Annotated in this window: 19 protein-coding genes; 9 read left to right on the forward strand and 10 right to left on the reverse strand. The window is 58.0% G+C overall.

Features of this window, described 5'->3' with window-relative positions:
- Nucleotides 1-134: 134 nt before the first annotated feature.
- From B9Q17_RS09370 to B9Q17_RS09395, 6 genes are all read left to right on the forward strand, one after another.
- A complete protein-coding gene (locus tag B9Q17_RS09370; RefSeq protein WP_094625028.1) occupies nt 135-878 on the forward strand; it encodes a DUF599 domain-containing protein in 744 nt (247 codons plus the stop codon).
- A gap of 18 nt (nt 879-896) precedes the next feature.
- A complete protein-coding gene (locus tag B9Q17_RS09375) occupies nt 897-1,367 on the forward strand; it encodes a PaaI family thioesterase (protein WP_094625029.1) in 471 nt (156 codons plus the stop codon).
- The gene (locus tag B9Q17_RS09380; RefSeq protein WP_094625030.1) at nt 1,364-1,798 is read left to right on the forward strand and encodes a PaaI family thioesterase; all 435 of its coding nucleotides are present in this window, start codon (nt 1,364-1,366) and stop codon (nt 1,796-1,798) included. Before B9Q17_RS09375 ends, B9Q17_RS09380 begins: the two co-directional genes overlap by 4 nt.
- 378 nt (nt 1,799-2,176) lie before the next feature.
- Nucleotides 2,177-4,069, forward strand: coding sequence for a molecular chaperone HtpG (htpG, locus tag B9Q17_RS09385; RefSeq protein WP_094625031.1), 1,893 nt, complete (start codon nt 2,177-2,179; stop codon nt 4,067-4,069).
- Nucleotides 4,070-4,369: 300 nt separating this feature from the next.
- A complete protein-coding gene (gene katG, locus B9Q17_RS09390; RefSeq protein WP_094625032.1) occupies nt 4,370-6,541 on the forward strand; it encodes a catalase/peroxidase HPI in 2,172 nt (723 codons plus the stop codon).
- Nucleotides 6,542-6,686: 145 nt separating this feature from the next.
- Entirely contained in the window at nt 6,687-7,664 is a 978-nt protein-coding gene (locus B9Q17_RS09395) for a tRNA dihydrouridine synthase (RefSeq protein WP_094625033.1), read from the forward strand.
- On the opposite strand, the gene B9Q17_RS09400 is transcribed toward B9Q17_RS09395, so the two are convergent.
- On the reverse strand, nt 7,661-8,680 hold the full coding sequence (locus B9Q17_RS09400; RefSeq protein WP_094625034.1) for a class I fructose-bisphosphate aldolase: 1,020 nt from the start codon (nt 8,678-8,680) through the stop codon (nt 7,661-7,663). The two genes, B9Q17_RS09395 and B9Q17_RS09400, sit on opposite strands and share 4 nt — an antisense overlap.
- 157 nt (nt 8,681-8,837) lie before the next feature.
- Between B9Q17_RS09400 and B9Q17_RS09405 the strand changes: the two genes are divergently transcribed.
- Both B9Q17_RS09405 and B9Q17_RS09410 read left to right on the forward strand, forming a co-directional pair.
- Nucleotides 8,838-10,892 carry a DUF8754 domain-containing protein gene (locus B9Q17_RS09405; RefSeq protein WP_094625035.1) on the forward strand — a complete coding sequence of 685 codons (2,055 nt, stop codon included), beginning with the start codon at nt 8,838-8,840 and terminating at the stop codon, nt 10,890-10,892.
- A gap of 94 nt (nt 10,893-10,986) precedes the next feature.
- Nucleotides 10,987-11,862 carry a metal-dependent hydrolase gene (locus B9Q17_RS09410; protein ID WP_022989175.1) on the forward strand — a complete coding sequence of 292 codons (876 nt, stop codon included), beginning with the start codon at nt 10,987-10,989 and terminating at the stop codon, nt 11,860-11,862.
- On the opposite strand, the gene B9Q17_RS09415 is transcribed toward B9Q17_RS09410, so the two are convergent.
- From B9Q17_RS09415 to B9Q17_RS09445, 7 genes are all read right to left on the reverse strand, one after another.
- Nucleotides 11,825-12,331 carry a methylated-DNA--[protein]-cysteine S-methyltransferase gene (locus tag B9Q17_RS09415; protein WP_094625036.1) on the reverse strand — a complete coding sequence of 169 codons (507 nt, stop codon included), beginning with the start codon at nt 12,329-12,331 and terminating at the stop codon, nt 11,825-11,827. The genes B9Q17_RS09410 and B9Q17_RS09415 overlap by 38 nt on opposite strands.
- A 7-nt stretch (nt 12,332-12,338) precedes the next feature.
- A complete protein-coding gene (locus tag B9Q17_RS09420) occupies nt 12,339-12,824 on the reverse strand; it encodes a GNAT family N-acetyltransferase (protein WP_094625037.1) in 486 nt (161 codons plus the stop codon).
- A gap of 185 nt (nt 12,825-13,009) precedes the next feature.
- Nucleotides 13,010-13,708 (reverse strand): TSCPD domain-containing protein, encoded by a 699-nt coding sequence (locus tag B9Q17_RS09425; protein WP_022989178.1) that lies wholly within the window; start codon nt 13,706-13,708, stop codon nt 13,010-13,012.
- Between the two features lie 30 nt (nt 13,709-13,738).
- Nucleotides 13,739-15,877, reverse strand: a complete 2,139-nt coding sequence (locus tag B9Q17_RS09430; RefSeq protein ID WP_094625038.1) for an adenosylcobalamin-dependent ribonucleoside-diphosphate reductase — start codon at nt 15,875-15,877, stop codon at nt 13,739-13,741.
- A gap of 288 nt (nt 15,878-16,165) precedes the next feature.
- Entirely contained in the window at nt 16,166-16,960 is a 795-nt protein-coding gene (locus B9Q17_RS09435; protein WP_022989180.1) for an ABC transporter ATP-binding protein, read from the reverse strand.
- Between the two features lie 9 nt (nt 16,961-16,969).
- A complete protein-coding gene (locus B9Q17_RS09440) occupies nt 16,970-17,872 on the reverse strand; it encodes an ABC transporter permease (protein WP_022989181.1) in 903 nt (300 codons plus the stop codon).
- A 66-nt stretch (nt 17,873-17,938) separates the two neighbouring features.
- Complete coding sequence (locus B9Q17_RS09445) at nt 17,939-18,913, reverse strand: ABC transporter substrate-binding protein (RefSeq protein ID WP_094625039.1); 975 nt, start codon at nt 18,911-18,913, stop codon at nt 17,939-17,941.
- 284 nt (nt 18,914-19,197) lie between these two features.
- Here B9Q17_RS09445 and B9Q17_RS09450 point away from each other — a divergent pair, with 284 nt between their 5' ends.
- Nucleotides 19,198-20,865 carry an AMP-binding protein gene (locus tag B9Q17_RS09450; protein WP_094625040.1) on the forward strand — a complete coding sequence of 556 codons (1,668 nt, stop codon included), beginning with the start codon at nt 19,198-19,200 and terminating at the stop codon, nt 20,863-20,865.
- 80 nt (nt 20,866-20,945) lie between these two features.
- On the opposite strand, the gene B9Q17_RS09455 is transcribed toward B9Q17_RS09450, so the two are convergent.
- Entirely contained in the window at nt 20,946-22,634 is a 1,689-nt protein-coding gene (locus B9Q17_RS09455) for an ABC transporter permease (protein WP_094625041.1), read from the reverse strand.
- Nucleotides 22,635-22,808: 174 nt separating this feature from the next.
- Nucleotides 22,809-23,822: a Fe(3+) ABC transporter substrate-binding protein gene (locus B9Q17_RS09460; RefSeq protein ID WP_058340517.1), complete on the reverse strand. Its 1,014-nt coding sequence runs from the start codon at nt 23,820-23,822 to the stop codon at nt 22,809-22,811.
- Nucleotides 23,823-23,879 lie beyond the last annotated feature (57 nt).

Below are 23,879 nucleotides of genomic sequence, written 5' to 3' on the forward strand. Positions count from 1 at the left end.
GATGCTGTTTTTATAGCACAGCCGGGCGGTGGTTTCCTCGCCTGTACTGGCGGGAATGTGGCCGGGCCACCAGCCTTGGCGTATCATATCAGCACATTGAATAATCACCGAAATTGGCCCGGATACCCCTACCTGTGACAACGCATTACCTGGATTTTCTGGCACTGATCTGGTTTCTGGCTTGCTGGGGTGGCTATACCTGGTACTCCCGTAATCGGGCGGATTCCCGGTCTTGCCTCTCCAACACGCTGGACCTCTACCGGGAAGACTGGATGAGGGTGATGCTCAAGCGGGACAACCGCATCTCCGACGCCTCTGTGGTGGGTAACCTTGAGCGCAACGGGGCGTTCTTTGCCTCCAGTTGCCTGCTGATCCTAGCGGGTATCATCACGGCACTGGGGTACACCAGTGAAGCCATGGAAGTGTTCGCTACCATGCCGTTCGGCGTAGTGCCTTCCCGGGAAATCTGGGAGTTGCGGCTGGTGGTGCTTATGGTGGTGTTTGTCTATGCCTTCTTTAAATTCACCTGGTCGATGCGCATGTACAACTTCGTGGCGGTGATGATCGGCAGCGCCCCCATGCCCGACGACAGCAAAACCAGCCCGGCGGCGAGGGAGGCCTTTGCCCGCAGTGCCGGCGCCATCTGCAACCAGGCGGGCGATACCTTTAACCTTGGCCTGCGTTCCTATTACTATGCGCTCGCCGTGGTGGCCTGGTTCATACACCCGCTGGCCCTGATTGCGGCGGCGACGCTGGTGGTATACGTGCTCTACCGCAGGGAATTCCACTCTGATGCCCTGGCATCCTTGCGTGCCGGCAAAGTATTTGAAGAAGCCAACCCCGCCGGCACGGGTGACGACGCAAAATCGAAAAACTGACCTGCAGGATTTTCCTGAATGAATGACGAAACCCGAATTAACCGGGTGAACCGGTTTGTGAACACGCTCAACCAGGCCCGGGAACTCGGCCTGGCTGCAAGGGAAGCGGGTGAGGGCTACCTGGTCATGGAACTGCCCTACAGCGACAAAATCATCGGTAACCCGGACACCGGCGTGATCCACGGTGGCGCCATCACCACCCTGATGGACACCACCTCCGGCTCGGTGATGATCTGCGCACTGGATGAATTCGAACTCTGCCCGACCCTGGACTTGCGGGTAGATTACATGCGCCCGGCAGAACCCCATAAACCGGTCTTCGCCCGGGCCGAAACCTACAAGATCACCAAGAACATCATCTTCACTCGCTGCGAAGCCTACCAGGAAGGTGGCGAAACCATCGCCAACTGCGTGGGCACCTTCATGCGCATCGGCAAAGAAGCCACGCCTAAAAGCTACCGCGACCTGATCACCGGAGGCGCCGAATGACCGACCCGGAAATCCTCAAGCACACCCGGGAAAGCGGTGACTTCTCCAGAATGCTCGACGCCGTACCCTACGCCAAGTGGATCGGCCTGCAGTGCGAGCGCTTCGGTGACGACCTGATTTTCCGCTTGCCCAAGAAAGAAGAAAACCTCGGCAACCCCATCCTGCCCGCCATCCACGGCGGCGTGATTGGTGGCTTCATGGAAATGTCTGCCGCGATCTACCTGATGATGTCCCAGGACACTTTCAGAATGCCGAGAATCGTTGACTTCTCCCTAGACTACCTGCGCGCCGGCCTCAACCGCGAAACCTACGCCGAATGCCGCCTGACCCGCCAGGGCAACCGGGTAGCCAATGTAATGATCACCGGCTGGCAAAAATCCCGTTCCCAGCCCATAGCCACGGCCCGCGCGCATTTCCTTCTCGAAGACTGAGTTGGTTCTGGCCGGGGTTGAAATGCCCCGGTCGACCCCCATCTCTGGTTCAAGATCTGGCCTCGGTGCAGGCAAGCGTGTGGGGGTGCCCTTCCGAAACACGCTGTGAATACGTCCGTGTACGCTCGGCTCCGCCATCCATGGCTCCGCACGGTTTCGGAAGGGCACCCCCACACGCTAGCCCAGACTCCGTGCAAAGCCGGCCTAACTGAGAAGTCCGGTGGAGTGGTCAGGTAGTCCTTTCCAAAACTGTGCGGAGCCATGGATGGCGGAGCCCAAGCGTCACATGGACGTGCCGCAAGGAGCGTGTTTTGGAAAGGACTACCTGACCACGCCGCTCCCCCGAACATAAAGAACCAGCAGGAGACAAACACAGCCATGACGGTAGAAACCAACAAAGAGACGCTAGGATTCCAGACCGAAGTGAAGCAACTGCTTCACCTGATGATCCACTCTCTGTACTCGAACAAGGAAATCTTCCTTCGTGAGCTCATCTCAAACGCCTCAGACGCCGAAGACAAACTCCGCTTCGCCGCCCTGAAAGACGACAAACTCTACGAAGGCGATTCCGAACTCAAAATCCGCCTGGATTACGACAAAGACGCCGGCACCATCACCATTGCCGACAACGGCATCGGTATGACCCGTGACGATGTGATTGCCAACCTTGGCACCATCGCCCGCTCCGGTACTGCAGAGTTCCTCAAGCAGTTGTCGGGTGACGAAAAGAAAGACAGCAAGCTGATCGGCCAGTTTGGTGTGGGCTTCTACTCTGCCTTCATCGTGGCGGACAAGGTAGATGTATTCACCCGCCGTGCCGGTGCACCGGTCGAAGAGGGTGTGCATTGGGAGTCCAAGGGCGATGGCGAGTTCACCATCGAGCCGGTGAGCCGTGAACAGCGCGGTACCGAAATCGTGCTGCACCTGAAAGCCGAAGACAAAGAGTTTGCGGATGGCTGGAAGCTGCGCAGCCTGGTGAAGAAGTACTCTGATCACATCTCCTTCCCGGTCGTGATGAAAGCCGAGTCCGAGGAAGAGGACAAGAAGGGCGAAGAAGAGACGGTCAACGATGCCACCGCCCTGTGGACGTTGCCCCGGACCGAGATCAAGGACGAAGAGTACAAGGAGTTCTACAAGCACATTGCCCACGACTTCGAGGACCCGCTCACCTGGTCCCACAACAAGGTGGAAGGCAAGCTGGACTACACCAGCCTGCTGTATATCCCCAAGCGTGCGCCGTTTGACCTGTATAACCGGGAAGCGCCCCGTGGCCTGAAACTGTACGTTCAACGAGTATTCATTATGGACGACGCCGAGCAGTTCCTGCCGTTGTACCTGCGTTTCGCCAAGGGCGTGATCGATTCCAACGATCTGTCCCTGAACGTATCGCGGGAAATCCTGCAGAACGACAGCACCGTGGAGAGCATCCGCACCGCCATGACCAAACGGGTGCTGGACATGCTGTCCAAGCTGGCCAAGAAAGAGGGCGATGAATACCAGGGCTTCTGGGACGAGTTCGGCACCGTGCTGAAAGAAGGCCCGGCCGAAGACTTCAGCAACCGCGAGAAAATTGCCGGCTTGCTGCGGTTTGCCTCTACCCACACTGGTGAGTCGACCCAGAACGTCTCTCTGGACGAGTACATCGGCCGGATGAAAGACGGCCAGAAAAAGATCTACTACATCACCGGTGACAACTTCGCGGCCGCCAAGAGCAGCCCGCATCTGGAAGTATTCCGTAAGAAAGGCATCGAGGTACTCATCCTGACGGATCGTATCGATGAGTGGATGATGGGCTATCTGAACGAGTACGACGGCAAGCAGTTCCAGGATGTTGCCCGTGGTGACCTGGACTTGGGCGAGGTGGAAACCGAGGAAGACAAGAAGCACCAGGAAGAAGCCGCCAAGGAGCATAAGGATCTGCTGGAGCGTATCAAGAAGGTGCTGGACGATCAGGTGCAGGAAGTGCGGGTAACCAACCGCCTGACCGATTCACCGGCGTGCCTGGTGGTTGGCCAGTTCGATATGGGCGCCCAGATGAAGAAGATCATGGAAGCTGCCGGCCAGAAAGTGCCGGAGAGCAAGCCGATCTTTGAAATCAACGTGGACCACCCGCTGGTGCAGCGCCTGGAAACCGAGCAGGGCGAGGAGCGCTTCAAGGAGCTGTCTGCGGTTCTGTTTGACCAGGCCACATTGGCCAGCGGTGAACAGCTGAAAGATCCCGGTGCCTATGTCAGCCGCCTGAACCGGTTGCTGCTGGAACTTGCGAACTGATAGCGATCGTTACTGTGGTTGAGAAAAAGGGGCTGGTGAGCAAATCACCGCCCCTTTTTTGTTGGCAATGAGAAATGTTTCGATAAATAAAATCTTTCGCCAGGTTATTTCTAATTAATTGTTACTAATCATGGTTCCGGCGTATCTTGACCTCACATCCCGGAACTTTAGGGGCCGTTTATAGTCACGCACTATGCTGGCGTTAGGAAAGATTCAAGCAGGCAAACGTGAGTGATCTATATTAAGTGTTGCCCTGATAAGAAAGACCGAATGTCTAAATGACGAAAACAGGAGAGTGCTATGTCTGAGAATAATTCTGGTGGTAAGTGCCCGGTAATGCACGGTGCCAACTCCACCGAAAATCGCGATGTCATGAATTGGTGGCCGGAAGCCCTCAACCTCGACATCCTGCACCAGCACGACCGCAAGACCAATCCCCTCGGTGAAGATTTCGACTACCGGGAAGAAGTCAAGAAACTCGATTTTGAAGCCGTCAAAAAAGACCTGCACGCCCTGATGACAGACAGTCAGGACTGGTGGCCGGCAGACTGGGGCCATTACGGTGGCCTGATGATTCGTATGTCCTGGCACGCAGCCGGTACTTACCGTATCCAGGACGGCCGTGGTGGCGGTGGTACCGGCAACCAGCGCTTCGCTCCGCTGAATTCCTGGCCCGACAACGTCAGCCTCGACAAGGCCCGTCGTCTGCTGTGGCCGGTCAAGAAAAAGTACGGTAACAAACTGAGCTGGGCTGACCTGATTATCCTGGCCGGTACGGTGGCTTATGAGTCCATGGGCCTGCCGTCTTACGGCTTCTCCTTCGGCCGTGAGGACATCTGGCACCCGGAAAAAGACATCTACTGGGGCAACGAGAAAGAGTGGCTGGCTCCGTCTGACGAGCGTTATGGCGACGTAGAAAAGCCAGACACCATGGAAAACCCGCTTGCCGCGGTTCAGATGGGTCTGATCTATGTAAACCCGGAAGGTGTAAACGGCCAGCCGGATCCGATCAAGACCGGTGAACAGGTACGCGTAACCTTCGCCCGTATGGCGATGGACGATGAAGAAACCGCAGCCCTGACTGCCGGTGGTCACACCGTTGGTAAGTGTCACGGTAACGGTGACGCAGGTGCTCTCGGTGCCGAGCCGGAAGCGGCGGATGTAGAAGAGCAGGGCTTTGGCTGGAGCAATCCGAACATGAAGGGCAAGGCCGCCAATGCCGTGACTTCCGGTATTGAAGGTGCCTGGACAACCCATCCGACCAAGTTCGATATGGGTTACTTTGACCTTCTGTTCGGCTACGAGTGGGAGCTCAAGAAGAGCCCGGCCGGCGCCTGGCAGTGGGAACCGGTCAACATGAAGGAAGAGGACAAGCCGCAGGATGCCAGCGACCCGTCCAAGCGCCACAATCCGATCATGACCGATGCGGATATGGCCATGAAGATGGATCCGAAGTACCGCGCCATCTGCGAGAAGTTCATGGCAGATCCGGAATACTTCAAGGATTGCTTCGCCCGTGCCTGGTTCAAGCTGACTCACCGGGATCTGGGCCCGAAGAGCCGTTATATCGGCCCGGAAGCGCCGGCAGAAGACCTGATCTGGCAGGATCCGGTACCGGCAGGAAGCATCGACTACTGTGAAGAGGTGGTCAAAGAGAAGATTGCAGACAGCGGCCTGAGCATCAGCGAGATGGTCAGCACTGCCTGGGACAGCGCCCGTACTTTCCGTGGCTCTGACATGCGCGGCGGTGCCAACGGTGCCCGCATTCGCCTGGCCCCGCAGAAAGATTGGGAAGGCAACGAGCCGGCCCGTCTGAGCAAGGTACTCAAGGTGTACGAGCAGATCTCTGCCGAAACCGGTGCCAGCGTGGCCGATGTGATCGTACTGGCTGGTAGCGTGGGTATCGAGAAGGCTGCGAAAGCTGCCGGTTATGATGTACGCGTACCCTTCCTGAAGGGCCGGGGCGACGCAACCGACGAGATGACCGATGCACCGTCTTTCGAGTACCTGGAGCCGGTAGCCGACGGCTTCCGTAACTGGCAGAAGAAAGACTACGTCGTGAAGCCGGAAGAGTTGCTGCTCGACCGCGCCCAACTGATGGGGCTGACGGCACCGGAAATGACCGTTCTGATCGGCGGCATGCGGGTGCTCGGCACCAACCACGGTGGCACCAAGCACGGTGTGTTCACAGACCGTGAAGGCCAGCTCACGAACGACTTCTTCGTGAACCTGACCGACATGGCCTACAGCTGGAAGCCGGTGGGTAACGGAACCTACGAGATCCGTGACCGCAAGACCGACCAGGCCAAGTGGACCGCAAGCCGCGTAGACCTGGTGTTCGGCTCCAACTCCATCCTGCGTTCCTACGCAGAGGTGTACGCCCAGGACGATAACGGTGAGAAGTTCGTGAAGGACTTTATCGCTGCCTGGACCAAGGTCATGAACAACGACCGCTTCGACGTACAGGCATAATCTGCCGGTAACGTTGTAAAACCCGCCGGGCATCCTGTTTCGGGATGCCCGGCTACCTATTTCCCCCCGAATTCCTTACAATCCGCTCCGCCTGATTTTTGATCAGCCGCATTCTGATTCACTTCTCTCAGTTTCTGGAGCTTTCATGCGAATCATCCTTGCCCCGATGGAAGGGCTGGTCGACGCACCCATTCGTGAAACCCTGACCAAGGTCGGCGGGATTGACCGGTGCGTGACGGAATTTATTCGCGTGACCCACGGCATGCTGCCGCCCCGGATTTTCTACAAGTACGCCCCGGAACTTCACAACAACGCGCTGACGGAAGTGGGCACGCCAGTGGCCGTTCAACTACTGGGCTCCAACGCTGAAATGATGGGCCGTCATGGTGCCAAGGCCGCCGAGCTGGGAGCCGGGCAGGTGGACATCAACTTTGGCTGCCCGGCTAAGACGGTGAACAAACACAAGGGCGGCTGTGTACTGATGCGCGAGCCGGAGCTGATGTATGAAATCACTGCGGCCGTTCGTAAAGCCGTGCCTGCAGATATTCCGGTCACCGCCAAGATGCGCCTGGGCTATGACGACCGTTCCATGGGTGTGGCCTGTGGCCAGGCGTTGGAAGCGGCCGGCGCCTCCGAGATTGTTATTCACGCCCGCAGCAAGGTGGATGGTTACAAGCCGCCGGCTTACTGGGAAGAAATCGCCAAGGTACGCGAAGCCGTGAACAGCCATGTGATTGCCAATGGCGAAATCTGGACCGTGGACGATTACTGGCGCTGCCGGAAAGTCTCCGGTTGCGACGATGTCATGATCGGCCGGGGCCTGATCGCCCGGCCGGACCTGGCGGCACAGATCAAAGCCTCCCAGAACGGTGAAACACTGGAGCCCATGACCTGGGCCGAGGCAGTTGTTCTGGTGCGGGAATACGCTGCTGCCCTGCAAACCCGCCTGGAAGACAAATACGTGACCGGCCGCATCAAGCAATGGCTCAACTACCTGCGCCAGGGTTTTGCCGAAGCCGAAGCCCTGTGGCCCCAGGCCCGTAAAATCCGGGAAGTGGCGCCGATGCTGGCTTGCCTGGATCAGCCGGTAGACCTCTCGCAACGCAGCACTAACGCCGCCTAGCCCTCGTTCTCCATCATGGGCGTGTAATCACCGGAACGGGCCAGGCCATTGAGTCTGGCCCGTTTTTTCATGGCCGCCTGTGCTGCCCCGGCATTCTCCAGCCTTCCGGCCCAGGCTTTCTGGGCGGGTTCCTGCAGCGCCCGGCCGTAGGAGAAGCTCAGCTCCCACGGGTGGTAGCCCAGGCTGTTCAGGGCATTGAGGTTTTCGGTGGATTCTTCGGGCGTCTGGCCACCGGATAGGAAGAAAATCCCCGGTACTGCGGCGGGTACTACCCGGCGGAACACGCTCAGTGTCGCTTCGGCAACCTGTTTGGGCGTGGCTTTGCCGGATTCCTTGCCCGGTGTCACCATGCTGGGCTTCAGCACCATGCATTCCAGGTTCACCCGGTGCCGGTGCAGGGCCTTGAACACTTCCAGCAATACGTCTTCGCTCACCTCTGCGGCCCGTTCGATGCTGTGGTTGCCGTCAATCAACACTTCCGGCTCCACGATCGGCACAATATCCATGGACTGACACACGGCGGCATAGCGGGCCAGTACCTCGGCATTGGATTTGATGGCCTGGAACGAAGGCAGGGTATCCGAGATATGGAACACATCTCGCCACTTGGCAAATCGCGCACCCATAGATTTGTAATGCTCCAGCCTTGCAGCCAGGCCATCCAGCCCATAGGTAATCTCGTCCCCCGGGGCATTCACCAGCGGGCCTTTACCCTGATCAACCTTGATGCCGGGCACAATGCCCTGACTGGCAAGCAGCTTGGGGATAGCGACGTCATCCAGGCTCAGTTGTTCCAGGGTCTCTTCATACAGAATCACGCCACTGATGTGTTCGCCAAGGCCGGGCGTGGAGAAAATAATGCTGCGGTATTGGCGCCGTGTGGCTTCGGTGGACTCCACGCCCACTGCCTTGAAGCGCTTGGCGATGGTAGGCGTGCTCTCGTCAGCAGCCAGTATGCCTTTGCCGGGCTGCACCAGGTCGGCAATGGTGGTAATAAGGTCGCCCTGAATGGTCATGGTACCTCCGTGGAAGGATGTGGTGATCAAACGTGCTTTTCAGTGTAGCCGGTAATTTGCGCGGTGGTATTTGATCTGGGCTAAGGCAGGATAAGGCACCAGCTTCTAGACTTGAGATAGAACAAAACAACAGGGACAAAAACAGGGACAAGGCGCCATGAAAACCGTTGTGAGTATCAGCCAGGGCTCATCCGAGTACGACTACGAGCTTGAAACCCGGTTTCTGGGCCAGGACTTCCGGGTGATCAGGGTGGGGAGCGATGGTAACCTGGACCGTGCCGAGGCCGTTCTGGATTCGGTGCGTGAACAGGCAGATGCCATTGGCCTGAGTATGATCCACGACCATTACCAGGTAGGGCGGGAGCAGCTTCAGCACCCGGATACCTCGCGTCTGGAAGCCTGTGTGCCGGATAAGCCCGTCACCACCGGGGCCGGCCTTCGGGGCATTCTCCAGGAATGGGCCGTGCGCCATACCCAGACCGAACTGGGCCATTTTTTCGACAATGCCCGGGTGCTGTTCCTCAACGGCCAGGCCGGTTTCCGCATTGCCAAGGCGTTGTCGGAACATACAGACAACCTGCTGTTCGCAGATCCTTACCTGGATTTCGGCGTGCCACGTCTGCTGACTTCCCTGAGCCAGCTGGAAGCCTACACCAAGCTCACCGCACCGGTGATGTTCAGCCCCAATGCCGTCAAGGTCATCGAGCGACTACACCGCACTCCTATTTACCGGATGGGGGAGAAACTGATCAGCAGTTCCCTGCATGAATCGGTCAGGGACTGCCATGTGATTGTCGGGGCGATGGGGGATCTGGAGGCCTTCACGGAGAAAGAGCTGGGTGGCAAAACCGTGATCACCTCCCGGGTGAGCGAATCTGCCCTGGACTGGTTCCGTTCCCGGAAAGTCGCCATGGTGGTGGACTATAGCCCCTGGCTGGAAGGTCGGCCAGTGGGGGTGAACGTTATGGAGGCGATGATCAGCGCAGCGCTGTCCCGAACTCCGGAGCAGTTGGGCGCAGATGACTTTCTCGATGTGATCGAGCGGCTCGGGGTAGAACCCCGGATTCTGTACCCCAATGGCTACCGCCGTATAAACCGATTCGCCTTTGTAATCCATCCGCTGTCGCAACAGTATCTGACCAAAACCCCGCCCCTGGACTGGGTCGCCAGCGTATCGCCGCCGGCGGTGATGAACCTGGTGGAAAAAGCCATCGCCTATACGCCGCCATTTGTGTATTCGAAGGTCTCCGGCATTCAGTCACCCACTGGTGATGAAGTGGAAGGCTGGCTGATTACCGTGGGCGGCACCCCGAAAGAAATCATGGCCCATGACCCGGAGTTTACCTACAGCCGCTTGCTGGCGGCGGCAAAGCTGGCCAGGAAACTGGGTGCCCAGATTATGGGCCTGGGCGCGTTTACCAAGGTAGTCGGGGATGCCGGGATTACGGTGGCCAAGCGGGCACCGCTGCCGATTACTACCGGCAACAGCTACAGCGCCTCAGGTGCCCTTTGGGCCGCCCACGACGCGGCGCAGCGTATTGGCAGGGTGAGTATCGGCAAAAGCGGCAAGATGGCTGGCAAGGCCATGGTTGTGGGCGCTACCGGAGCCATTGGTTCTGTGTGTGCCCGGTTGCTGGCCAAGGCCGTGGATGAAATCTATATGGTGGCTCCGGAAGCGGCCAAGCTGCTGGCCCTGAAGGAAAGCATCGAACTGGAAACCCCGGGTGCTATCGTACACGTGGCAGCCACCACCGATCGCGATCTTCCGGATATGGATATGGTGGTAACGGCCACCTCAGGGGCCGGCAAGCGCATCCTGGATATCATGAAGGTGAAGCCCGGCTGCGTGATTACCGACGTGGCCCGGCCGCTGGATATTCCCGCAGAAGATGTAGCCCGGCGGCCGGATGTGTTGGTCATCGAATCCGGTGAAATCCAGCTTCCCGGGCCGGTAAAGATGAAGGACATTGGCCTGCCCAAAGGCATTGCCTATGCCTGCCTGGCCGAAACCATTGTACTGGCGCTGGAAGCCCGGTTCGAGAACTTCACCCTGGGCCGTAATATCGAATGGGAGAAGGTGCGGGAAATCTACAAACTCGGCCTGAAGCACGGCATGCAGCTGGCGGCGGTGTCCGGGGTTAACGGTGTGTTCACCGAGGAGGACTTCGAACGGGTACGGGCGCTTGCCGCAGAGGCCACAGAGCCCGCCTGATTAGGAAATTGGCCCGCAATCACCTGACGCCCCCGCCAAAGGGGGCGTAGCCTGTAGGAAAGTATTCGAGCCCACAGGTTCAGGAGAGTTTGCTATGAACGCGCCAGCGACACAGATCAAGAAGTCCACAAGGGGCTACCGGAGTGCGACACCGCCGGGGCTGGTTCCGGAAGTGCGCAGTCCGGATTTCGAGTTTCCGGAGGATCTCCCAAAATACTGGTGGGATAACGACCCGGTAAAAACCTTGTTGCTGGGGGCGTTGTCTGCCAGCTTCCCGCCCGGAGAAAAATTCTTCATTGATTCGGTCCGTCACTACCAGGACCAGATTACGGACCCGGAGCTGAAGAAGGCGATCCGGGCATTTATCGGCCAGGAGGCTCATCACTCGAAAGAGCACAAGCTGATGAACGGCTTCCTGGAGGAGCGGGGCGTTGGTCTGGGCCGGCTCGAGCGTGAAGTGCAGTGGTTCATGAACAAGCTGCGCAGGAATTTCACTCCGGAGCGCCAGCTGGCCCATACGGTGGCGGTTGAGCACTTTACCGCCCTGATGGCAGAGGAGTTTCTGCTCAAGTTTGATGCGCTCGAGGAAATGGACCCGAGGATCGCGCCAGTCTGGGCCTGGCACGCTATTGAAGAGTCAGAGCACAAGGCGGTGGCCTTTGATGTTTATAAGAGTATCGGCGGCAGCGAGTTTATCCGGGTGACGGAAATGATGGTTGTGAGTGTGATCTTCCCGTTCTTCAGCACGCTGCACGTGATTCAGCTGATGAAGGAAGACGGCCAGCTGGGGAACCTGAAATCCTGGGCCGGGGCCTTTAATTATATGTGGGGCAAGCCGGGTGTGTTCCGCAAGTTGATACCGTCTTACCTGAAGTATTACAGCCCGAACTTCCACCCCTGGAACAACGACGCCCGGGATCTTGTGGAGAAGGCTAAGAAGCGCTGGCTGCCAGCGTCGCTTCAAGGTTGAGCAGGGCGCGTTTACGCTCGATGCCCCAGCGGTAGCCCCCGAGGCTGCCGTCAGACCGGACAACCCGGTGGCAGGGTATTACCACCGCCAGTTTATTGGCTGCACAGGCCGTAGCAACGGCGCGGGTGGCTTTCGGGCGGCCCAGCATCCGGGCAAGTTCGCTGTAACTGACGGTGGTGCCTGCCGGAATTTTCAGAAGGGCTTGCCAGACTTCTTTCTGGAAGACAGAGCCTTTTGGTGACAGGGGTATCGGTAGGCTGCCAGTGGGGGTGTCGACAAGCTGCCGCACGGGGTCAAGTACGTCGGCGATGCCGGCGGTTGCGGGCTTGATAACCTGGCCCGGGAAATGGGCGTGAAGCAGGGCGACAAGTTCTTCGTCTGTGTCGCCCAGCTCGATGGCGCAGAGGCCTTCTTCAGACCAGCTGGCCAGAAGCTGGCCCTGTGAGCATGGGGTGATGCCATAGTGCATCACCGCATTATCCTTCCAGTGCTTTGCGCATGTTATAGCGCAGGAACTGGGCCCCGCGAACCGTGACCCGCTGCTCGTCGACCACTTCAAAGCCGTGCCGCTCAAAGAACGGCCGTGCGACCACGCTGGATTCGGTTTTCAGCTCTTTCACACCCATGCCGATCAGTTGCTTCTCCGCCTCATGGTAGAGGGTGGAGGCAATGCCCCGGCGGGCAAAGTTGGGCGCGGTGAACACCAGGTCAATGGTGCCGTCCTTGTCGTAGGAAATGAACCCGGCCAGGTCGTCGCCTTCCTCGGCGACCAGGGTTTCCAGCGAGTCCAGCCGCTCGCGCCAGACATCCAGGTGAGGCGTGCGGGAGGCCCAGGCATAGCGCTGGGTTTCATCATAGGCCCCAGCGGTCAGCTCATGTACGGAATCCGTAAACAGCCGAACCACCGGGCTCAGATCCTGAATCTGGTACTTGCGAATCGTGATAGACGTGATTGTGTTCATGTCAGCTCAGTGTGCACCTGTGTTGGATAGCAGGTTAAAACCGTTATTCCACTATACCCGCAGCATACCCCGTACAGCAGGAAAATCCAGCATTCCTACCCACTCAAATGCTTTAGTTGTGGCCATCAGAAAAAAGCCCGGTTGCTTGCGCAACCGGGCTTTTTTCAACTCGTCAGCTGATTACTTCAACCACACTTGCTGTCGCCGCAGGACAGGCAGGTAGCACAGCCGTCCATCACGATCACAGCCTTGGTATTGCACTTGCCGCACATGGTGGCGTTGGCAGGGTAGTCGCTGCCTGTGTCGTCGTTGGTGGCCTTGTCCTGGCTGGCCTCGAACTCCGCACGCTTCTCGGCGAGAATGCGCTTGGTGGTTTCGCTCAACTCGTCGCTTTCCAGCAGGCCGATGGCTTTCAGGTGTTTCTCGATCACGGCGCCGATTTCGGCCACCAGTGACGGCATGAAGACGCCGCCTTTCTTGAAGTAACCACCGTTCGGGTCATACACGCTGCGCAGCTCTTCCACCAGGAAGGTTACGTCGCCACCTTTGCGGAATACCGCCGAGATAACGCGGGTGAGGGCGATAACCCACTGGAAATGTTCCATCGACTTGGAGTTGATGAACACTTCATAGGGCTGGCGGCTCTCGTGGTCAGTGCCTTCGTTGAGCAGGATGTCATTGATGGTGATGTACATCGCGTGCTCGGCCACGGGCGGCTTGATCTTGTAGGTGGTGCCCAACAGGAAATCCGGCCGCTCGATGTATTCATTCATCTCAACCGGCTTGGTTTCAGCCTGTACCGGTGCCTGGTGTTCGTTCGGGGTTTCCGCATCGGCTTTCTTGACCCGGTAGCCGACGATTTTGTTGCTGATTTTGACTGTCATTTTGCTGTTCCTGTCTGTCGGTTTCCGGACTCAGTATTTTCCGTAGGTGCCTTCTTTGAGGGCGTCGAAAAGGTTGGCGGCGGTATGGACTTCGCCGTCGTACTCTACCTGTTCATTGCCCTTCAGGGTGACTTTGCTGCCATCGTCCAGGGTGAACTCATACAGGGTATTCTCAAGGTCCTTCTCTTTAACCAGCACGCCCTGGAACGCCTCCGGGTTGAAGCGGAAAGTGGTGCAACCCTTCAGGCCCATGTCGTAGGCGTACAGGTAGATGCCCTTGAAGTCCTGGTACTTGAAGTCCTGCGGTACGTTGGCGGTCTTGGAAATGGAGGAATCAACCCACTTCTGGGCGGCCGCCTGAATGTCTACGTGCTGCTTTGGTGATACATCATCGGATGTGGTGAAGTAGCCGGGCAGCTTCTTGTCGTCGTCATCGGAGAACGGCATGGCGCCCGGGTTGACCAGGTGGCGGTAGGCCAGCAGTTCGAAGCTGAACACGTCCACTTTTTCCTTGGTTTTCCGGCCTTCACGGATGATGTTCCGGGCATAGTGGTGCGAGAAGCTCGGCTCAATACCGTTACTGGCGTTGTTGGCCAGGGACAGGCTGATGGTGCCAGTCGGAGCAATGGAGGTGTGGTGGGTAAAACGGCCACCTTTCTCGGCCAGTTGCTTGACGAGCTCCGGCTCTATGTGGCCGATCTGTTGCATGTAGCGGCTGTACTTCGCGTGCAGCAGCTTGCCCTTGAGAATGTCGCCCACCTTGTAGCCGTCTTTGGCCAGCTCGGGGCACTTGCTCATCATCTTCGGAGTCACTTCGAACTCGTCTTCCATGATCGGAGCCGGGCCTTTCTCTTCGGCCAGGGCCAGGGACTGGCGCCAGCCTTCAACGGCCATCTCCCGAACCACTTCTTCGGTGAACTTCACGGATTCATCTGAACCGTAAGGCATGCGCAGCATCGCCAGGGTAGAGCCGAGGCCTAGAATGCCCATGCCATGACGACGCTTGTAGGTAATCTCGTGGCGCTGTTCGGCCAGCGGCAGGCCGTTGATTTCCACTACGTTATCGAGCATACGGGTGAAGGTGCCAACGACCTTGCGGTATTTCTCGTAGTTGAAGCTGGCCTTGTCGGTGAACGGGTAGTCCACGAACTTGGTCAGGTTGACCGAACCCAGCAGGCAGCTGCCATAAGGGGGCAGGGGCTGCTCGCCACAGGGGTTGGTGGCACGGATGTCTTCACAGAACCAGTTGTTGTTCATCTGGTTGACCTTGTCAATCAGGATGAAGCCCGGCTCGGCGTAGTCGTAGGTGCTGGTCATGATGGTGTCCCAGATGAACTGGGCTTTCACCGTCTTGTAGATGCGGCAGGCGACCTTGCCTTCATCGTTAATAACGTAGCTGTCCTGAACCGGGAAGTCGCGGTACAGGAACTTGCTGGTGTCTGTCAGGTCCAGGCCCTCTTCTTCCACTTCCTTTTTGGTGACCGGGAAGGAAAGGTGCCAGTCGTCGCCGTTACGCACGGCTTCGATGAAATCTTCGGTGATCAGCAGAGACAGGTTGAACTGGCGCAGGCGGCCATCTTCACGCTTGGCCTGGATGAACTCGATGACGTCCGGGTGGTGAACATCAAAGGTGGCCATCTGTGCACCGCGGCGGCCACCGGCAGACGACACGGTGAAGCACATGCGGTCGAAGATATCCATGAACGACAGCGGGCCGGAAGTAGTGGCGCCGGCGCCGGCCACGTAGGCACCACGGGGGCGCAGGGTGGAGAATTCATAGCCGATACCGCAGCCAGCCTTGAGGGTAAGGCCTGCTTCGTGGTTTTTCTCCAGAATGTCATTCATGGAGTCGTGGATGCTGCCAGACACGGTGCAGTTGATGGTCGAGGTCGCCGGCTTGTGAGCCTCGGCTCCGGCATTGGAGGTGATACGGCCCGCCGGAATGGCACCGTTCTGCAGGGCCCACAGGAATTCTTTCATGTACTTGTCGCGTACATTCTTTTTCTCGACTTCGGCAAGGGCGCGGGCAACCCGTTCGTAGGTTGCGTTGATGTCCTTGTCGACCGGCTCGCCAGTCTTGGTTTTCAGCTGGTACTTGCTGCTCCAGATGTCGAGCGAAGCTTCCTGCATCGGAATCGTTGTGATTACTGCCTGTGCCTTAGCGTTCATTGCCACCCTCGGTTTCCAGTCTGTCTTTGGCTTTAACCCTATATATGGGCTTATTTTGAATGGAGTATAACAGGATATAGTGTTCTGTGAATAAGGTACGAACTATTGCCGGAGCGATGCCCCGCAAAGAAATTCAATGGAAAAAGGCTTGAAACTCCGCAACCCCGCATGAAACCTGCGTTTGCGGAGATCACTAGATGTAGTGGTTAAAAGGTGATCGTTGCCACAATTAACAAAACAAAAAAAGCGGGGCCAGGCCCCGCTTTTCAGGTCAGGCTCTGGTTTGAATCAGCCGAGTAACAGGCTGTCGTCGTCTACCTGAAGCCCACGCTGTTTCTCGAACAGTCCCAGAAGGTCTTTCACCTCCAGGCCTTCCCGATCCTTACCGGCGATGTCGAACACCACCTGGCCCTGATGCAGCATCACAGTGCGACTGCCGACTTCCAGTGCCTGTTTCATGCTGTGGGTGACCATCAGTGCGGTCAGCTTCTGCTCTTCGATGATCTGCTCGGTGAGATCCAGCACAAAGGCTGCGGTTTTGGGGTCCAGCGCCGCGGTGTGTTCGTCCAGCAGCAGGATGCTGGACGGGGTTAGACTTGCCATCAGCAGGCTCACAGCCTGGCGCTGGCCGCCGGAAAGCAGTCCCATCTTATCACCAAGGCGGCTTTCCAGGCCCAGCTTCAGGGAAGACAGGCTTTCCCGGAACTGGCCCAGATACTGTCTCTTCACCGCAGCACTGAGGCCACGGCGCTGGCCACGCTTGATGGCCAGCGCCAGGTTTTCTTCGATGGACAGGTTTTCACAGGTGCCCGCCAGGGGATCCTGGAAAACCCGGGCCACCCGCGCAGCGCGCTTGTAGGTCGGCAGCCGGGTTACGTCCTGGTTGTCCACGATAATCTGGCCGCTGTCGACCATCACCTCGCCGGCCAGGGCGTTCAGGAAGGTGGACTTGCCGGCACCGTTACTGCCGATAACCGTGACAAATTCACCCTGGTTTACAGTCAGGCTCATGCCCCGCAAGGCCGGGTTCTCCAGGGGAGTTCCCTTGCCAAAGGTGAGCCTCAGATCGGTTGCGCTGATCATAGTGCCTCCTCAGGCTTTCTTGCGGGTGAAGCGGTTGGCGATATTGGTGCGCACGCCCGGCAGAACAATGGCCAGGGTTACCAGCACTGCGGTGATCAGGTTCAGGTCCTGTGCCTGCAAACCCAGAATGTCGGCATTCAGGGCAAAGGCGATCGCAAGGCGGTAGATGATGGCACCAATCACGCAGGCCAGCAGGGCCCGGATAACCGTAGACGGTGTGATAACCGCTTCGCCGCCAATCAGCGAGGCCAGGCCGATAACGATCACACCAACGCCCATGGTCACGTCTGCCGCGCCCTGGCTCTGGGCGAACAGGGCGCCGGCCAGGCCAACCAGGCCGTTAGAGAGGGCAACGCCGAGAATGATCATGCCGCCAGTCGCGATGCCCTGGGCGCGCGCCATTCGGGCGTTGGCGCCGGTGGCGCGCATGGCCAGGCCGGTTTCGGATTTCATGAAACGCCAGAGCAGGATCAGTGACACAAAAACCACGATCACGAACAGCAGTACCGGAACCTGGTGGTAATCCAGCCCCAAGTCGTACCAGGGGGTCAGCACGGTTTCTTCGGTAAGCAGCGCAATATTGGGCCGCCCCATGATGCGCAGGTTAACCGAATAAAGCGCAATCATCGTCAGGATGGAGGCCAGCAGGTTAAGAATGTTCAGTTTGACGTTCAGGATGGCAGTCACCGCGCCGGCGGCCATGCCTGCCAGGACGGCACAGCCTGTGGCCAGCCAGGGGTTCCAGCCTTCCAGCAGCAATACGGCTGCCACAGCGGCGCCAAGGGGAAAGCTGCCGTCTACCGTCAGGTCGGGAAAGTCCAGAACACGGAAAGAGATATAGATACCAAAAGCAACCAGGCCATAAATGAGGCCGGTTTCGAGTGCGCCGTAAAAAGCAATTTCGCTGAGCATGGGTATGGATTCACCGTGAAAGAAAACGGGCGGGCCCTTTTGGGGTCCGCCCGTGTTGGTCAGGCGTTACTTGTCGTTCTTGACGACTTTTACTGCTTCCTGGATGAGGTCTTCAGACAGGGTAATGCCCATGCGCTCACCAGCTTCAGGATTCACATACAGGTCCAGCTCTTCCATGATTTCCACCGGCATGTCTGCGGTGCTGGCACCTTCAAGTACGCGGGCTACCATGGCGCCGGTCTGGCGGCCGTGGTTGTAGTAGTTGAAGCCCAGGGCTGCAACCGCGCCGCGCTCTACGGTAGCGGTGTCGGCGGCAAAGACCGGGATCTTGGCGCGCTCGCCTACGGAAATAACTGCTTCAGCTGCACTGATAACGGTGTTGTCGGTGGTCAGGTAGATGGCATCGGCCTTGCCAACCAGGGAGCGGGCAGCGCCCAGTACTTCGGAAGTCTTGGTGGCGGCACCTTTAACCAGCTCCAGTCCACGGGCAGCCAGGCGCTCTTCCAACAGTTCCACCAGGGCAGCAGCATTGGCTTCGCCCGGGTTGTATACGGTACCGATACGCTTGGCATCCGGCATTACACGCTGGAGCATATCCAGGTGCTTTTCGATCGGCAGCATGTCGCTTACGCCGGTGATGTTAGCGCCGGGTGCTTCCCAGCTCTTAACCAGCTTGGCGGCAACCGGGTCGGTTACGGCAGAGAAGACAACGGGAATTTCCCGGGCGGCTGCGGCAACTGTCTGGGCAGACGGTGTGGCAATGGCCACGATGACGTCCGGGCTTTCACCCACAAACTTGCGTGCGATCTGGGACGCGATAGCCGAGTTGCCCTGGGCACTTTCGTGCATAAGGCGCAGGTTTTCGCCTTCACGGTAACCACGTTCGGCCAGCTCGTCGACCACGCCCTGATGGGCGGCATCCAGTGCCGGGTGTTCAACAATCTGGGTGATGGCAACTACACGAGTGTCTTCTGCCTGAACCAGGCTTGCAGCGGCGAGCAGCGACGCGCCGATCAGGGTACGCAGAGTTTTCTTGGCCATATGCCGATCTCCGGGTCTGTTGCAGGTTTCCCCTTGGAGCGGGGTGGAAAATTTTCAAAGTTCGCAAGTTTACCACAGGGTTGCGGGGTTCGGGGTAGCGATTGCGATGAACTTTATCGGTTGTTTTTCCTCAATGTATTGAACTGCAGATAATTTTGCATTCATCACGTTTTGACGAGTGAAGGTGTGTTCAAATAGGCTACTAAAGTCGTAATGGCTATTCAGGCCACGGATAACACTAAAAACGCAACTCTGAAAACTATAAAGACAAAGCAGGAAGGTCCATGGACACAGCAAAGAAACTTCCCCTGGAAATGGTTTACCACCGGGAGGCCACAATGGCGGACTCCCTCTATATGACCCAGCCCATCGGCGATGGCAAGGTGGTGCAATACACCTGGGGCCGGGCGGTAGACGAAGCCCGCCGGATGGCATCGTACCTGAAGTCTCTTAACCTGCCGGAGAAAAGCCGTATCGGCCTGATTTCCAAGAACTGTGCCCAATGGGTGATGACCGACTGGGCAATCTGGATGGCCGGCCATATCTCCGTGCCGCTGTATCCCACCCTGAATGCCGATACCGTCAACTACATCCTCGACCATGCTGGGTGTGAAGTCCTGTTTGTGGGCAAACTGGACGACTGGGACATGATGAAGCCCGGCGTGCCGGATTCCGTGCGCTGCATTTCCTATCCCCTCAGCCCGCCCAATGATTTTGAAACCTGGGACGATATCGTTGCCAAGTATCCGCCGCTGGAAGGCAAGACCGAGCGTGAGCCCGAAGAGCTGGCCACCATTGTTTACACCTCCGGCAGTACCGGCCGGCCAAAAGGCGTGATGCTGAGTTTCAATAACATGGCCTTTGCCGCCGCCGGCGGTATCGAAACCCTGGGCGTGGGCCCGGGTGAGCGGATGTTGTCTTACCTGCCGCTTGCCCACGTGTTCGAACGGACCTTTGTGGAGCTTGGCTCACTGTACGCCGGGTTCGAGCTGTATTTTGCCGAGTCACTGGATACCTTTGTCCAGGACCTGCAGCGTGCACAGCCGACCCTGTTCCTGTCTGTACCCCGCCTGTGGGTGAAGTTCCAGCACGGCGTGCTGCAGAAAGTGCCGAAGCAGAAGCTTGAGCGTTTGCTGAAGATCCCGGTGGTCAGCAAGCTGATCAAGAAAAAAGTGCTCAAGGGGCTGGGGCTCGACAAGGTCAAGCTGGCCGGCTCCGGTTCGGCGCCGCTGTCCAACGATGTGCTCGACTGGTACCGCAACCTGGGGCTGGAGCTGCTGGAAGGCTACGGTATGTCCGAGAACTTTGCCTACTCCCACATGAACAAGCCCGGCCGTACCCGGACCGGTTATGTTGGCGAGGCGCTGCCCGGCGTTGAAGTAAGGATCAGCGAGCAGGGCGAGGTGCTGGTGAAGAGCCCGGCCACCATGATGGGCTATTACAAGGACGAGGAGAAAACCCGGGAAACCTTTACCGAGGACGGCTTCCTGAAAACCGGTGACAAGGGCGAAATCGACGATATGGGCCGTCTCAAGCTGACCGGCCGCATCAAGGAAATCTTCAAGACCAGCAAAGGCAAGTACATTGCCCCTGCACCGATCGAGAACCGCCTGATGGCTCACGATGCCATTGAGATGGTGTGCGTTTCTGGTGCCAACCAGACCCAGCCCCATGCGCTGGTGCTGCTTGGCGAGGAAATCCGTCCTCAGATGGCCGACGCCGGTTTCCGGAAGGAAATCGAGGAAAGCTTCAAGAAGCTGATTGCCGACGTGAACAAGACCGTGGATCCCCACGAGCAGCTGGCGTTCATCACGGTTGTCAGCGATGAATGGTCCATCGAGAACAGCTTCCTGACACCTACACTGAAGCTCAAGCGTAACGTGGTGGAGGATGCCTACCAGGCGAAGGTGGATAACTGGTATGCCCAGAAGCAGCCGGTAATCTGGCAGTAACGGCTGCAGGATTGATGGTGAACGACAAAGGCCCGGCAAATTGCCGGGCCTTTGTTTTTTGCGCCAGTTGAAAACCGGCCCTAAGCCATGGAGCGGGAATTGGAGATGGAGCGGTTCATCAGAATAATCGGGATGATACCGGCCAGTACAATGATCAGCGCCGGCAGTGCGCTATGGTAAAGCTGCTCGTCAGACGCAAACTGATACACGTAAGTGGCCAGGGTTTCATAGTTGAAAGGCCTCAGTATCAGCGTTGCCGGCAGCTCCTTCATGCAGTCCACGAAGACCACCAGTGCCGCCGTAATCAGTGTACCCCTGAGCATCGGCAGGTGGACTTTCACAAGGGTTTTGCCGGGGCTGTGGCCCAGTGAGCGGGACGCCATATCCATGCTTGGGGTTACTTTCTGCAGGGCGCTTTCCACGCTGCCGGCTGATACTGCCAGAAAGCGGACGGTGTAGGCGAAGATCAGGGCAAAGGCACTGCCGCTGAGCAGCAGGCCGGTACTGACTCCCAGGTAATCCCGCATCAGGGAATCCAGCCAGTTATCAAACCCGGCCAGGGGGACGATCACACCGACTGCCAATACGGCACCGGGCATGGCATACCCCAATGAGGACAGGCGCATCAGCACCTGCATGCCACGGGTGTTGTGCAGCCGGCGGCTATAGGCCAGGGTTACCCCGATTACCAGCGTGGTCAGGGCGGCCGAGCCGGACAGGAACAGGCTGTTCATGGTGTTGCGCAGGAAGTCGGGGTTCCAGCTTACATCGAAATATTCCCAGGCGTAGTAGCCGAGCGTTGCACCGGGAATGACAAAGCCCAGTACCAGTGGTACGGCACACACCACCACGCAAATCATCTGGCGCGGGAAAGACATGGTGAACCGGTGCAGCGGCTCACGGTTGTCCCGGGCGGCAAACTGTTGTTGGCGGCGGCGGGAATAGCGTTCCAGCGTCACCAGCAGCACCACGAACATCAGCATGGTGGTGGCAATCTGCGCGGCTCCCCCCAGATTACCCAGGTTCATCCAGGTATCGAACAGGCCTGCGGTGAGCGTTTGTACCGCAAAGAAGTCCACGGTGCCGAAGTCGTTCAGGGTTTCCATCAACACCAGCGACAAGCCTACGGCGATGGCCGGGCGCGCAATGGGCAACACCACCTTGAAGAAGGTGCTCAGGGCAGAATGGCCAAGGCTGCGGCTGACCGCAAACAGCGATGGGGACTGTTCAAGAAACGCAGCGCGGCCCAGCAGGTACACGTAGGGGTACAGTACGAGTCCGATCATGATGGTCGCGCCGCCCAGGCTGCGTATTTCCGGAAACCAGTAGTCGGCGGCGCTTTGCCAGCCAAACCAGTCCCGCAGGGCAATCTGAACCGGGCCCGCGTAATCCAGCAGGCTGGTATATACATAGGCGATCACGTAGGCGGGCACCGCAAAGGGCAGCATCAGCGCCCATTCGAAAAACTTGCGGCCGGGGAATTCGCACATGGTGACGGCCCAGGCCGTTGCCAGCCCGATGGCCAGTGTTATTACGCCCACACCGATCATCAGCTTGATGGTAGTCACCAGGTAGCGGGGCAGGGTGGTTTCCAGGAGGTGCGGCCAGATGTTCTCTTCCGGGAACAGGGCCAGGATAATCACCGACAGAACGGGTAATGCGACGATGGCAGTGGTGACCAGTGCGCTGATCATCCATCGTTTGGAGGTTCGTTTGGCCAGCAATGGTTGCGAAAGACCCGGGTTGGCGCTGGTAACGACCTCTGTCATGAGTGATCCGTTCTGATAGTGGTGATGAGAAGTGTTCCGATTTTAGATACTGAGCATGCTCCCTGCAATGATGCGGGTCATTTCCTTTTGTCCTGCTAAAAGAAAAGGTGCCCCGGAACCCTCCGGAGCACCTTTCGAGTCAGCTATAAAAGCTATCGATCAGTTACTGATGGATCAGCCGTCGTAATCCACGGTGTCGACCAGCTTTACTGCGGCGTTCCGGTTGTTGGCAATCTCCTGGAGAGACAGGCCATCAGGGTTGATCTCACCCCATTCAGCCACCAGGCCGGTGGGCTTCACTTCCGGGTTAGCCGGGTACTCGGTGTTTGCCTCGGCGTAGATACGCTGGGCGCTCGGCGATGACAGGAACTCCATCAGTTTGATGGCGTTGTCCTTGTTGGGAGCGCTCTTGGTCAGGGAGATGCCGCTGATATTTACGTGGGTGCCGCGGCCTTCAGCGTTCGGGAATACCAGGTTCACCTGTTCGGCAATCGGGCGCTGGTTCTCGTCCATCAGCATGTTGCCATAGTAGTAGCTGTTGCCAATGGCTACGTCACACACGCCTTCGGCGATGGCTTTGATCTGGTCTCGGTCACCACCTTGCGGTTTGCGGGCCAGGTTCTCTTTAACGCCTTCCAGCCATTCCCGGGTCGCTTCCTCGCCATGGTGGGCAATCATCGAAGAAATCAGGGCGATGTTGTAGGGGTGCTTGCCACTGCGGGTACAGATGCGGCCTTCCCACTTGTCATCGGCCAGGTCTTCGTAGCTGGCGATTTCACCGGCTTCCACGCGCTCTTTGGAGGTGAAAATCAGGCGGCCACGGGTAGTCAGTGCATACCACTTGCCTTCCGGGTGGCGCAGGTTTTCCGGAATGTTCTTGTTCAGCGTGTCTGACTCAACACCGGCAACCAGGTCTTTCTCGACCAGCTCGTTAATGCGGGAGATATCGACCGTCATTACGATATCTGCCGGGCTGTTTCGGCCTTCACGCTCCAGGCGCTCTGCAAGGCCCTGCTTGGCGAAAACCACGTTGGTTTTGACGCCGGTTTCGTCAGTAAAGGCATTCAACAGAGGTTCAAGCAGGTAAGCCTGGCGGTAAGAATAGATATTCACTTCGCCGTCTGCAGAAGCGGTCAGGGGCAGGGCCGTCAGGGCGATGGCAGCGGTAGCGGCAAGTTTCATTCGCATGGTTTCGTTCCTTTGGACTTTGGGCCTGTATGTGGATGAATCTTACAAGCAACTATA

This window comes from Marinobacter vinifirmus, from assembly GCF_002258215.1.
GTDB lineage: Bacteria > Pseudomonadota > Gammaproteobacteria > Pseudomonadales > Oleiphilaceae > Marinobacter > Marinobacter vinifirmus.